8 protein-coding genes are annotated in these 12,429 nt (G+C 63.5%); 3 read left to right on the top strand and 5 right to left on the bottom strand.

Annotated elements, in window-relative coordinates:
* Positions 1–16: 16 nt before the first annotated feature.
* Positions 17–2,275 (bottom strand): transglycosylase domain-containing protein, encoded by a 2,259-nt coding sequence (locus AC5J09_RS13045; RefSeq protein ID WP_494297766.1) that lies wholly within the window; start codon positions 2,273–2,275, stop codon positions 17–19.
* A 505-nt stretch (positions 2,276–2,780) separates the two neighbouring features.
* Here AC5J09_RS13045 and AC5J09_RS13040 point away from each other — a divergent pair.
* Positions 2,781–3,704 (top strand): DMT family transporter, encoded by a 924-nt coding sequence (locus AC5J09_RS13040; RefSeq protein WP_440852654.1) that lies wholly within the window; start codon positions 2,781–2,783, stop codon positions 3,702–3,704.
* 97 nt (positions 3,705–3,801) lie between these two features.
* Positions 3,802–4,293 (top strand): hypothetical protein, encoded by a 492-nt coding sequence (locus AC5J09_RS13035; RefSeq protein WP_494297765.1) that lies wholly within the window; start codon positions 3,802–3,804, stop codon positions 4,291–4,293.
* 177 nt (positions 4,294–4,470) lie between these two features.
* Here AC5J09_RS13035 and AC5J09_RS13030 read toward each other — a convergent pair whose 3' ends face one another.
* From AC5J09_RS13030 to AC5J09_RS13020, 3 genes are all read right to left on the bottom strand, one after another.
* Positions 4,471–5,418 (bottom strand): lysylphosphatidylglycerol synthase transmembrane domain-containing protein, encoded by a 948-nt coding sequence (locus AC5J09_RS13030; RefSeq protein WP_100669895.1) that lies wholly within the window; start codon positions 5,416–5,418, stop codon positions 4,471–4,473.
* A 363-nt stretch (positions 5,419–5,781) separates the two neighbouring features.
* Positions 5,782–7,176, bottom strand: a complete 1,395-nt coding sequence (locus AC5J09_RS13025) for a M20/M25/M40 family metallo-hydrolase (protein WP_494297764.1) — start codon at positions 7,174–7,176, stop codon at positions 5,782–5,784.
* A gap of 95 nt (positions 7,177–7,271) precedes the next feature.
* Positions 7,272–7,715: a MarR family winged helix-turn-helix transcriptional regulator gene (locus AC5J09_RS13020; RefSeq protein ID WP_018093804.1), complete on the bottom strand. Its 444-nt coding sequence runs from the start codon at positions 7,713–7,715 to the stop codon at positions 7,272–7,274.
* 473 nt (positions 7,716–8,188) lie between these two features.
* On the opposite strand from AC5J09_RS13020, the gene polA reads away from it, so the two are divergent.
* Complete coding sequence (gene polA / locus AC5J09_RS13015) at positions 8,189–11,203, top strand: DNA polymerase I (protein WP_100669897.1); 3,015 nt, start codon at positions 8,189–8,191, stop codon at positions 11,201–11,203.
* Between the two features lie 219 nt (positions 11,204–11,422).
* On the opposite strand, the gene AC5J09_RS13010 is transcribed toward polA, so the two are convergent.
* Positions 11,423–12,427, bottom strand: coding sequence for a 2-hydroxyacid dehydrogenase (locus AC5J09_RS13010; RefSeq protein ID WP_003531928.1), 1,005 nt, complete (start codon positions 12,425–12,427; stop codon positions 11,423–11,425).
* Positions 12,428–12,429 lie beyond the last annotated feature (2 nt).

The raw sequence follows: 12,429 nt of genomic DNA, 5'->3' as shown, positions 1-12,429 counted from the left end.
GCCCGCTGCCGCTGGTTCAGCCGCCGGTCAGCAGGTCGAACAGCGTCGTTCGGCGGGTCCCACCGGTGGTCTCTCCGACGCCGGCCGGCGGGACTGGTCCTCCGGCCTGTTCTGCAGGCCGGACCTGATCGACCGCGGCCATGCCGTCCATGCTTTCGACGCTGTCCATGCCTGCCGGGCGCTCGGGAAAGACGTCGGGATTACCCGTGCCGAAACCCTCGGCCGGCATTTCGTCGGCAGCAGCGATGCCGCCCTCGTCGAAGACGGGCTGCACGCCCGTCGTGCCGAAGAGCGGCGACGGCGAAAGACCCTCATGCGCCGCAACCATGAAATCGTGCCAGGCCCTGGCGGGAAGGCCGCCGCCGGTGACCTTCTTCATGAATTTTCCGTCGTCGTTGCCAAACCAGATGCCGGTCGCGAGGTTGGAGGTGTAGCCGACGAACAGGGCGTCGCGGAAGGACTGCGTCGTTCCGGTCTTCCCGGCCGCCTCCCAGCCCGGCAGGCGCGCATTTTTGCCGGTGCCATCCGTCAGCACGCGCACCATCATCCGGTTCATCTCGCTGACGATCGCCGGATCGAGCACCCGCGGCGGGTTGTCGTAGGTGTTTTCGTAAAGCACGGTGCCGTCGGCGGCGGAGATGCGCCGGATGACGTGCGGCGTCGCCTTGAAGCCGCCATTCATGAAAGGCGCATAGGAGGACGTCAGCTCCACCAGCGTCACTTCCGACGTGCCGAGCGCGATCGATGCATTGGCCTGCATCTCGGAATCTATGCCCAGCCGGTGCGCGAGCTTGACCACGTTCTGCGGCCCCACCTCCATGACGAGCTGGGCGGCGATGGTGTTCAGCGAATTGGCGAGCGCATCGGCGAGCGTCACCTCGCCGCGGTATTTCTGATCATAGTTTTCAGGTGTCCAGTTGCCGATCCGGACCGGCGCGTCGTTGCGCACGGACATCGGCGTGCGGCCGATCTCGAGCGCCGCCGCGTAGACGAAGGGCTTGAAGGCCGAGCCCGGCTGGCGCTTCGCCTTGGAGGCGCGGTCGAACTGGCTTTCGGCATAGTCCCTGCCGCCGACGAGCGCGCGGATGGCGCCTGTGCCGTCGATCGAGACGAGCGCGGCCTGGGAGGCGTTGAGCTTGCCGCCCTCGGCCTCGAGCCTCTCGGCGAGCACCTCTTCCGCCTTCTTCTCGAGCGCAAGGTCGATGGTCGTATCGATGACGAGGTCTTGCGTGACTTCGCCGATCATGCCGGGGAGCTGGTCCATCACCATGTCGGCGACATAGTGCTCGGCGCCGGACCAGAAGCTCTTTGCCCGTGTCGGCGCCTGCGACATCGCCGTCTTGATCTCGGAGTCGCTGATGAAGCCTTCCTCGCGCATTGCGCCGAGCACGAGCTGCGCGCGCTCCTCCGCCGCTTCGGGGTCTCGGGCCGGCGACAGCCGCGAGGGAGCTTTCAGAAGGCCTGCGAGCAGCGCCGCTTCGCCGAGATTGACGTCGCGCGCCGACTTGTTGAAGTAACGCCGGGAGGCCGCCTCGACGCCATAGGCGTTCGACCCGAAGAAGACGCGGTTGAGATACATCGCCAGGATCTGGTCCTTGGTGTATTTCTGCTCCAGCCAAAAGGCGAGCAACACCTCCTGCACCTTGCGCTCCAACGTCCGCTCCGGCGAGAGAAACAGGTTCTTGGCAAGCTGCTGGGTGAGCGTGGAGCCGCCCTGGACCATGCGGCCGCTCATGACGTTCGTGAGCATGGCGCGCGCCAGCCCCAGCGGATCGACTCCGAAATGCGAATAAAAGCGGCGATCCTCGATGGCGATCACGGCCTGCGGGATATAGGGCGACATGTCTTCGAGAGCGACCGCCTCGCCGCCGGTCGCGCCCCTGTTGGCGATGATGTCGCCATTCGCCGCGAGAATCTTGACGTTGGGCGGCCGTTCGGGAATCGACCAGCTCGTGGCGCTCGGCATGCGCGCCCCGTAATAGAGCACGAGCCCGCCGACGCCGATCGCGCCCCATATGCCGAGCACGATGCACCAATAGGCGAGCCGCCGGACGAGGCCGAAGAACCCGCCGCCGGAGCCGCTTCTTCCGGAGCCGCGCCCGCCGGCGCGCCTGCCAGGCTTTTCTCGCCTCGCACCGCGTTCGGGCGGCTTGGCGCGCTTCGGCTTGCTGCCGCCGCCCGAGACGCGGTCGCTCGCGTCGACGCGCAGGTCGCCGCCGTCGTCGCTACTGCCGAAGGAAGGCTCGATCCGCTGTCCTGATTTGCCGCTCGCCATGCCGGAAGGAAATATCCCCTTTGGGGGCCAAACCGGTGCCCATCGCCCGCAGGCGATCCCGGCCGTGCCGTTGTCGTGCGGTAGGCTCCACCCCGTCCGCTGGTCCCGATGCGTTGTACTTTAAATGCGGCAATTTAAGGGGGAGTTAAGAGCTCTCTTGCGAAAAAGGCAGATTGTTCAAAACCTTGCATCGGCCCCCGGCCTCCTGGTTCCTCACCTTCGGAAGGCTGAACGCCGCCTTGCATCCGGCGCAATGCTGCAATGCAACATTCGCACTATTACCTCAACGAAAATAATCTATTCTCCTCCTTGTCGAAGCGCTGTACCTCCTCCCACGGCGCCCGGCATTCGGTCGGTTCACTCCTCCTCCCAGAACCGATCAAGTTTAAGACCCCGAGCCACCTCCTCCCGGCTCGGGGTCTTTCTGTATCTGGCGATACCTGAAAACGCATCGCATTCGCGCGACGCGCTTCGGATCTGGCCAGATGCACAGGGCGAAAAACTCGTGGCTGCGGCCGCAAAGCGCGTGTATCACCACCCCATGAGATCCAAGGCAAACGGTTACGTCTTCGCGCTTCTGGCGATCGTCATCTTCTCGATCCAGGACGGCATCTCCAAGCATCTGGGCGCCATCTACCCGCCGGTCTTCGTGGCAATGATCCGCTACTGGGCATTTGCCGGCTTCGCTGCGGTGATCGCGGCGCGGGCGCCGGGCGGATTTGCCGCGACCGCGGTGACGAGAAAGCCGCTCATTCAGTTCCTGCGGGGCGTCCTGTTGCCCGTGCAGATCGTCGTTGTGATCACGTCCTTCACCATCGTCGGGCTGGCGCATTCGCAGGCGATCCTCGCGGCCACTCCGCTCTTCGTGGCGCTCCTGTCGATGCCTCTGCTCGGCGAACGGGTCGGGTGGCGGCGCTGGTCGGCGATTGCCGTCGGACTTATCGGCGTTCTTCTGATCCTGCGGCCGGAAGACGGGTCGTTCGACGTGAACTTTCTGCTGCCGCTGGCCGCAGCGGTGATGTTCGCCTTCTATGTCATCACCACCAGGCTTGCCAGTCGCGACGATTCGGCGATGACCAGCTTCTTTTATACCGGCATCGTCGGCGCCTTCGCGATCAGTCTCGTCGGGCCCTTCTTCTGGGCGACGCTTTCCGGGGCGGACTGGATCTGGATGGTGCTGCTCTGCATCACCGGCACGTCGAGCCACTATTTTCTGATCCGCGCCTACGACATGCTCGATGCCGCCGCGGTTCAGCCGCTTACCTACCTGCAGCTCGTTTTCGCCTCCGTCATGGGCGTGACCATCTTCGGAGAGACGCTGACGACGAACATGATCATCGGCTCGGTGCTGGTGGTCGCCGCCGGCATCTTCACCATCTGGCGCGAGCATGTCGTCGGCCGGCGAAAGGCCGGTCTGCCGCCGCGGTAAGCCTCTCCTTCGACTCAAAATCGTCGGGATCGTACCGGACACTCGCGAGCGCGCCGGCTTCTCGGCCGGCCGGCTCATCCGTTCGAAAGGAGAGAGAATGAGGGTTCGCTGCACCGTGCTGATCGCCCTTGCCGCCCTTGCCGCGCAGGGGATCGGGGCCAGGGCACAGGAGGAATTTCCCTATGTCGACGACCGCTCCGACGGCGCGGCGCTCGTCCGCTCGCTCTACAACGCGATCAACCGGAAGGAATATGCCAGAGCCTACGGCTACTTCGGAGCGTCGAAACCCGTCGGCGAGTTCAAGGCCTTCGCCGACGGTTACGCCAAGACGGTGTCGGTGGAAGCGAAGTTCGGCAAGGTCGTCACGGAGGGCGCTGCCGGCAGCATCTATTCGGCTGTTCCGGTTGCGATCAAATCCATCGAAGAAGGCGGAAAGACCCGCTTCTTCTCCGGCTGTTACGTGACGAGGATCATCAATCCGTCGCTCCAGGTGCCGCCCTTCACGCCCTATCAGATCGAGACGGCCCGGCTCGACGAAGCGGAAGGCCCCATCGAGGAGGCGATCCCCGCCACCTGCAACTCCCCCTGAGGCCTAGAGCAATTCCAGGAAAAGTGCGTAGCGGTTTTCCGTCCGGAATTGCGGAAAAACAAGGGCTTAGAGTTTCCGCGATTCTGAGAAAAGCGGAAACACTTTAAGACTTTGAAGCGGCGCACTTCCGGACGGAAAAGCGTTACACACTTTTCCTGGAAGTGCTCCAGCGAAACTCTACGGCTCCTTCGCGGCACGCTCGGCCAGAAAGCGGGAATGCTCGAAGACGAGAATGACGACGAGCGCCAGCACGAAGGGGACGAGGAGGTAGAGCAGCCGAAAAATGGCAAGCGCAGCCAGAACGTCGGCCGGGTCCATTTCCGGAAGCGCCGCGATGAAGACGAATTCAAGCACACCGATGCCGCCCGGCGCATGGGAGAGCAGCGCGGCGGAGAAGGATGCGAGGAAGATGCCCAGAATGACCACATAGCCGGGATTGCCGGCTTCGGGCAGCGCGAAATAGATGATGCCGGCAGCGCCCAGAAGCTCGACGGGGGCGATGATCAATTGCCTCAGCACGATGGAGGGCCGCGGGTAATGCAGCTGGAACCAGCGCGTGCGCAGCGGCCGCATCCCGACCAGGCTGCCGAGGACGTAGAGCGCGATGAGCGCGAGAATGAGGCCGCCCGTCGTCAACGACATTTCGATGGGCAGGAACTCCGAAAATCTCTCGATGATATTCGGCCTCAGGAGCAGCACGATGGCCGAGAGCATCAGCGTGCCGAGCGTGAAGGTGAAGGAGCAGAAGGCGACGAGCACGCCCACCTCTCCGGGCGTCAGGCCTTTCGACCGATACGCTCGATAGCGCACCACCGCGCCGGAAAAAACCGAGGCGCCGAGATTGTGCGAAAGCGCATAGGTGGTGAACGAGCAGAGGGTGATGAACCACAGCGAGATGCGGTGGCCGAGATGATCGAGCGCCAGCCGGTCATAGGCGGCAAGCGCCGCATAGGCGACAAGGGTCGAACCGATGGCGAGCAGCCAGCTTTCGAGCGATATGGCCTGGAAACTCGCCAGGAACTCGTTGAGAGACAGGCCGCGCAGTTCATCGACGAGCGCGCGCACCGAAACCAAGATCGCGGCAAGCCCCACAACGGGCCAGAAATATGCCTTGAACCGTTTCATGCCGGGGCTTCTGCGTGATTTTCCGGCGGAAATCGATTCACGGGCGAAGCGTCGCGGCGATGCGGGTGCCCATCAGCAGCGGCCGGTTGAAGGCACGCCAAGCGCTTCGCGGTTCTGCCGAGGTGGCGATGCCCATTCTGCGTAACGAAAGAAACATGCTCGGGACGAGGCGTCCCGATCCTTGCACTTGCCAACAGCCCATTTCCCACTTTGATTTGTTTTCAAAAAGGGAAGCATCCCAAGGCAGGCAGGTCAAGCAAAGTCGACTTGATATCCGTCAAGCGGGTGCGATTTGTCATTCATGGCCGAAGGCGGTGGACAATGGCCGAACGGTGTTCACCATAGCCCCCCGCCTGCAAGGCGTTACCGCGTGCCGAGTGCGTCCAGAATGCGGACCCACGAGCGGATGCCCTTGTGGAGGGACGCGAGCTCGTATTTCTCATTGGGCGAGTGGATGCGGTCGTCGGAAAGACCGAACCCGACCAGCAGCGATTCCATGCCGAGCATCCGCTGGAAATCGCCGACGATCGGTATGGAGCCGCCCATGCCGATGACCACGGCGGGCTTCGGCCATTCATCCGAAAGTGCCGCCTTCGCCGTGCTCAGCAGCGCCGAATCATAGGGCAGATGAATAGCCGGCGAACCGCCGTGCGCATGAAATTCGACGGAGCAGTCCGCCGGAATTTTCGAGCGCACATAGGCGCGGAAGCTCTCCCGGATCTTTGCCGGGTCCTGCTTGCCGACCAGGCGGAACGAAACCTTGGCGGAGGCTTCTGCAGCGATCACCGTCTTGAATCCTTCGCCGGTATAGCCCCCGGTGATGCCGTTGATCTCCGCCGTCGGCCGCGCCCAGGTGAGTTCGAGCACGGAGCGGCCCCTTTCGCCGGAGGGGATAGAGAGGCCGATCTCGCCGAGGAATTTCTCGGCGGTCTGTCCGAGCGTTTCCCAGCCAGCCTTGATCTCGGCCGGCGTCTCCTCGACGCCTTCGTAGAAATCGTCGAGCGTCACGCGGCCGGTCTCGTCGTGAAGGCCAGCGAGAATTTCGGCCAGGATATGGATCGGGTTCGCCGCCGCGCCACCGAAATAACCGGAGTGCAGGTCGCGGTCCGCCGCCTTGACGACGACCTCCTCGCCGACGAGGCCCCGCAAGCCGGCCGAAATCGCGGGCGTGTCCCGGTCCCACATGCTGGTATCGCAGACAAGAGCGTAGTCGGCCTTGAGTTCACCGGCATTGGCTTCGAGGAAGGGTTTGAGCGACGGAGAGCCGGATTCCTCTTCGCCCTCGAAGAGAATGGTGATGCGGCAGGGCAAGCCGCCACGGGTTTCCTTATAGGCGCGCACTGCCTCGACGAAGGTCATCAACTGGCCCTTGTCATCGGCCGTACCCCGGCCGGTGATGATTTTGCGGCCGGGCTCGACCTCCTTGACGGAGGGCTCGAAGGGCGGGGTCTCCCAGAGGTTCAGGGGATCGACCGGCTGCACATCGTAATGGCCGTAGAAGAGCAGGTGCGGAGCGTCCGCTTTCTCGGCAGCGTGATGGGCGACGACCATCGGATGGCCGGGCGTGTCGCGAACCGAGGCTTCGAAGCCGATCGCTCCGAGTTCCGCCACCAGCCACTCCGCAGCCTTGCGGCACTCCTCCTTGAAGGCGGGATCGGTGGAAATGGACTTGATGCGGACGAGGTCGAAGAGCCGCTCGAGGCTTTTCGGGAGATTTGCGTCGGCGCGCTCGAGAACCGGGGTGATATCTGCCATCATGCGAATCCTTTTTGGGTTTCGCGGCGAAACTAGAATCGAAACCCGGCGGCTTTAAGCGAAAACTTTTGATGCAACGATAAATTGTCGGGGTGAAATCAGGAAGCGTCGCCGTGGCGCGCCGTATTCGCGAGCGCCATGCGCATATATTCGAGCATCAGTTCTTTCTCGAAGCGGCGAAAGCCGGAAAGCAGCGACTGCTCCGCTGCAGCAGCAGCCTCCTTCGCAGCGGCCTCCATCTTGCGGGCACGTTCGGTCAGGAATATCTGCTGCGAACGCTTGTCGTTAGGATGCTTGCGGCGGACGATGAGGCCGTCGCGCTCCATTCGGGCGAGCGTATTGGCCATGGTTGCCTGCTCGATGTCGAGCCGGTCGAGGAGCTGCCTCTGAGTCAGCCCTTCCTCGGACCATAATTCCAGGAGGACCGGGAATTGCCCGGGGGCAAAGCCGAGTTTCTGACCGCGCTCCTGCAGGGCGCGCGAGAAACCCCTCGCCAACAAGCTGGCCAGGTAAGTCGCAGATTCCATACGATTGAAGGCCATGTCTATGCCTACGCGGGAAGGAGCGCGAAGACAAGTTACAATGCCTGCAATGAAGCCGAACCGCGCCGACTTCACGGGGATTTGAGACTGTGTGGCGATACGCTTTCGACTGACGGGCATAGGCAGCAAAAAACCGCCACGGCGCGGAGGCTGCGCCGTGGCGGCTCTTTGAAAGCGGGACAAAGGCCCGGAGAGGGGGATGAGGCCTTTGTCCTCATCTGGTGCGGGCGGGGGACAGGCCAATCACCAGACTCACGGCATTGAATGATTGCCGCTCGACATGATTTGTGGAGTCAAATGTGGCATTTCAAGGATAGGGAGACTGAATCGCGCATTACAAATGCGTAACGTTTGCGTGAGTGTTCGGCACCCGAATATCAGGGTTCCGGCAGACCTTTGTCGCTCCACTTAAATGGGGTAGCGCCGGAAAAGCGCAATGGACCTTTCCCCTGCCTCGCGCTATCCATGGCCGCATGAAAAACGGTGATCATCTCTTCCTCGTCGACGGCTCGGGCTTCATCTTCCGGGCGTTCCACGCTATCCCGCCGCTCAACCGCAAGTCGGACGGGCTTCCCGTCAATGCGGTTGCGGGATTCTGCAACATGCTCTGGAAGCTTTTGACCGACGCGCGCGACACCTCCGTGGGCGTGACGCCGACGCATTTGGCCGTGATCTTCGACTATTCCTCGAAGACCTTCCGCAACGGGCTCTACGACCAGTACAAGGCCAACCGCACGGCGCCGCCGGAGGATCTGATCCCGCAGTTCGGGCTTATCCGCCACGCCACCCGCGCTTTCAACCTGCCCTGCATCGAGAAGGAGGGCTACGAGGCCGACGACCTCATCGCGACCTATGCGCGGCTTGCCGAGGAGGCGGGCGCCGACGTGACCATCGTTTCCTCCGACAAGGACCTCATGCAGCTCGTCACGCCGAAAGTGTCGATGTACGACAGCATGAAGGACAAGCAGATCACCGTTCCGGACGTGATCGAAAAGTGGGGCGTCCCCCCGGAAAAGATGATCGATCTCCAGGCCATGACCGGCGATTCGACCGACAACGTGCCGGGCATCCCCGGGATCGGGCCGAAGACGGCAGCCCAGCTCCTCGAAGAATATGGCGATCTGGACACGCTGCTCGAACGGGCTGGCGAGATCAAACAGCAGAAGCGGCGCGAGTCCATCATCGCCAATGCCGATCTGGCGCGCCTTTCGCGTGAGCTCGTGACGTTGAAGAAGGACACGCCGCTCGACGTTCCGCCCGAGGACTTCAGGCTCGATTCGCAGGACGGCCCGAAGCTCATCGCATTCCTGAAGGCGATGGAATTCACCACGCTCACGCGCCGCGTCGCAGCGGCGACCGATACGGATGCGGAAGCGATCGAACCGGCTCATGTGCCGGTCGAATGGGGCGCGCAGGCGCATGGACCGGATCTGGACGTCGGCGAGGCCGGCGGCCCGCCGCCGTCGCCGCAATCATCGAGCGCGACGCCGCCCAGGGGAAATGCGGCCAGGGCGGCTGTCTCGTTCCTCTCCTCCGGCCAGGATGCCGATACGACCGGCGCGACGCCCGCGGGCCTCGCCGAGGCGCGTGCGGCCTATTTCGGCAAAGCCGCGTTCGATCATTCCGGATATCTCACCATCCGCGATCTCGATACGCTCGAGCGTTGGATCGCCGACGCCCGCGAGGCGGGGCTCGTCGGCTTCGACACTCAGGCGACGTCGCCCGACGCCATGCGCGCCGACCTCGTCGGCTTTTCGCTTGCGGTCGCCGATTACGCAAACGACCCGTCGGGCTCCAGGATCAGGGCGGCCTATGTGCCGCTCGCCCACAAAAGCGGCGTCAGCGACCTCCTGGGGGGTGGACCCGTCGACAGCCAGGTACCGGTCCGCGAAGCCCTTAGCCGGATAAAGGACCTGCTGGAGGACCCGTCCGTCCTGAAGGTCGGGCAGAACCTGAAATACGGCTACCTCGTGATGAAGCGGCACGGCATCGCCATGCGAAGCTTCGACGACACGATGCTGATGTCCTATGTGCTCGACGCCGGCAACGGCGCCCACGGCATGGATTCGCTTGCCGAGCGGTGGCTCGGCCACAAGCCGATCGCCTATAAGGACGTCACCGGCACCGGCCGGTCTTCGCTCACCTTCGACTTCGTCGACATCGACAAGGCAACGACCTATGCGGCCGAGGATGCGGATATCGCGCTGAGGCTTTGGCATGTGCTGAAGCCCCGGCTTGCCGCCAAGGGGTTGACGCGCGTCTACGAGCGACTGGAGCGACCGCTGATTTCTGTCCTTGCCGGGATGGAGGAACGCGGCATAACCATCGACCGGCAGATCCTGTCACGCCTTTCCGGCGAGCTGGCACAAGGGGCGGCGGCGCTCGAAGACGAGATCTATCGCCTCGCCGGCGAGACATTCACCATCGGCTCGCCGAAGCAGCTCGGCGACATTCTCTTCGGCAAGATGGGCCTTCCAGGCGGCTCCAAGACCAAGACCGGGCAATGGTCGACCTCCGCGCAGGTGCTCGAAGACCTCGCGGCCGCCGGGCACGACCTGCCTCGCAAGATCGTCGACTGGCGGCAGCTGACCAAGTTGAAATCGACCTACACCGACGCCCTGCCCGGCTTCGTGCATCCGGAGACGAGGCGCGTCCACACCTGTTTTGCAATGGCTGCGACGGCGACCGGGCGGCTTTCCTCCTCCGATCCGAACCTGCAGAACATTCCGATCAGGACCGGCGAAGGCCGCAAGATCCGCACGGCCTTCGTGGCGGCGCCGGGACACAAGCTGGTCTCGGCCGACTATAGCCAGATCGAGCTGAGAGTGCTCGCCCATGTGGCCGACATCCCGCAGCTGCGCCAGGCTTTCGCCGATGGCGTCGATATCCATGCGATGACGGCTTCCGAAATGTTCGGCGTGCCGGTGGACGGCATGCCGAGCGAGATCCGCCGGCGCGCCAAGGCGATCAATTTCGGCATCATCTACGGCATCTCCGCTTTCGGACTAGCCAACCAGCTTTCGATCGAGCGTTCGGAGGCGGGTGACTACATCAAACGCTATTTCGAACGCTTCCCCGGCATTCGCGACTATATGGAGAACACCAAGGCCTTTGCCCGCGAGAACGGCTATGTCGAGACGATCTTCGGACGCCGGGCCCACTACCCGGACATCCGCTCGTCCAATCCATCGATGCGCGCCTTCAACGAGCGCGCTTCGATCAATGCCCCGATCCAGGGCTCGGCCGCCGACATCATCCGCCGCGCGATGGTCAAGATGGAGCCGGCACTCGAAGCGGCAAAGCTCTCCGCGCGAATGCTGCTTCAGGTGCATGACGAGCTGATCTTCGAGGTGGAGGATGGCGAGATCGAGCGCACCATTCCGGTCATCATCTCGGTGATGGAGAACGCCGCTATGCCCGCGCTCGACATGAGGGTGCCCCTCAAGGTCGATGCGCGCGCGGCACACAACTGGGACGAGGCGCATTAAGGCCTGTTGGGATCTGGGATACCCGGCGGGCGCTCGTTTGATTTCCTTCCTGTGCTCGTCACAGGAATCCAGCCAGACCAAGTCTTTGGGCTGAAAGAACGCTTCCCGCCCCGCAGACGCGGCGCTGCTCTCATCCCCGTGACGAGCACAGGGACGAGGGCAGAGAGGATGCGACCCCTCGGCGGATAGCACCGCGGCTTGTGCCGAAGTGGTGGTGTTTCAATCCCGCCCCGGAAGGACCCGGTCCGGCGGGCGATGGCCGTCGAAGAAGGTGCGGATGTTGATCACCACCTTCTCGCCCATGTCGATACGGCCTTCCAGCGTCGCCGAGCTCATATGCGGCAGGAGAACGACCTTTCCCTCGCCGGCGAGCTTGATGAGCTTCGGATTGACGGACGGCTCGTTCTCGAACACGTCGAGCCCGGCGCCGGCGATCTTGCCCTCGCGGAGGCTCTTGATCAGCGCCGCCTCGTCGATGATGCCGCCGCGCGCGGTGTTGACGATGTAGCTGTCGGGCCGCATCAGGGCCAGCCGCCGGGCCGAGAGCAGATGGTAGGTCGCCGGGGTCGACGGGCAGTTGACGGAAACGATGTCGACGCGGGCGAGCATCTGGTCGAGGCTGTCCCAATAGGTCGCTTCCAGCATCTCCTCGGTTTCCGGTTTGACACGGTGGCGATTGTGATAGTGGATCGAAAGCCCGAAGGCCTTGGCACGGCGGGCGACGGCGGTGCCGATTCTCCCCATGCCGACGATGCCGATGCGTTTTCCGGCAATGCGCCGGCCCAGCATCCAGGTGGGAGACCAGCCTGCCCACTCCCCCTTGCGGTCGGTCAGCACCTGTGCACCTTCGGCGAGCCGGCGGGGCACCGCGAGGATCAGCGCCATGGTCATGTCGGCCGTGTCCTCCGTCAGGACGTTCGGCGTGTTGGTGACGGTTATGCCCTTGCGCGCGGCCGCATCCACATCGATGTTGTCGACGCCGTTCGAGAAGGCGGCAATGAGCTTCAACTGCGGCCCGGCCTGCTCGATCAGAGCCGCATCGATCCGGTCCGTCACCGTCGGCACGAGCACGTCGGCCCGTTTGACCGCGGCGACCAGCTCCGGCTGGCTGCGCGGCGTGTCATCGATGTTCAGCTCCGCGTCGAAGAGCTCACGCATCCTGGTTTCGACGACATCCGGCAGTTTGCGGGTGATGTAGACCGTTGGCTTTTTCTTGCTTGTCATTG

The organism is Sinorhizobium sp., assembly GCF_059070375.1.
The sequence above is the reverse complement of the archived record's forward strand: the minus strand, read 5'-3'. Positions and strand labels throughout refer to the sequence as shown.

Bases quoted from the DNA above. Each gene is read 5' to 3' on its own strand.
- AC5J09_RS13045 (WP_494297766.1), bottom strand. From the start codon at position 2,275: ATGGCGAGCGGCAAATCAGGACAGCGGATCGAGCCTTCCTTCGGCAGT.
- AC5J09_RS13010 (WP_003531928.1), bottom strand. From the start codon at position 12,427: ATGACAAGCAAGAAAAAGCCAACGGTCTACATCACCCGCAAACTGCCG.
- AC5J09_RS13020 (WP_018093804.1), bottom strand. From the start codon at position 7,715: ATGGCCTTCAATCGTATGGAATCTGCGACTTACCTGGCCAGCTTGTTG.
- AC5J09_RS13030 (WP_100669895.1), bottom strand. From the start codon at position 5,418: ATGAAACGGTTCAAGGCATATTTCTGGCCCGTTGTGGGGCTTGCCGCG.
- AC5J09_RS13025 (WP_494297764.1), bottom strand. From the start codon at position 7,176: ATGATGGCAGATATCACCCCGGTTCTCGAGCGCGCCGACGCAAATCTC.
- polA (WP_100669897.1), top strand. From the start codon at position 8,189: ATGAAAAACGGTGATCATCTCTTCCTCGTCGACGGCTCGGGCTTCATC.
- AC5J09_RS13035 (WP_494297765.1), top strand. From the start codon at position 3,802: ATGAGGGTTCGCTGCACCGTGCTGATCGCCCTTGCCGCCCTTGCCGCG.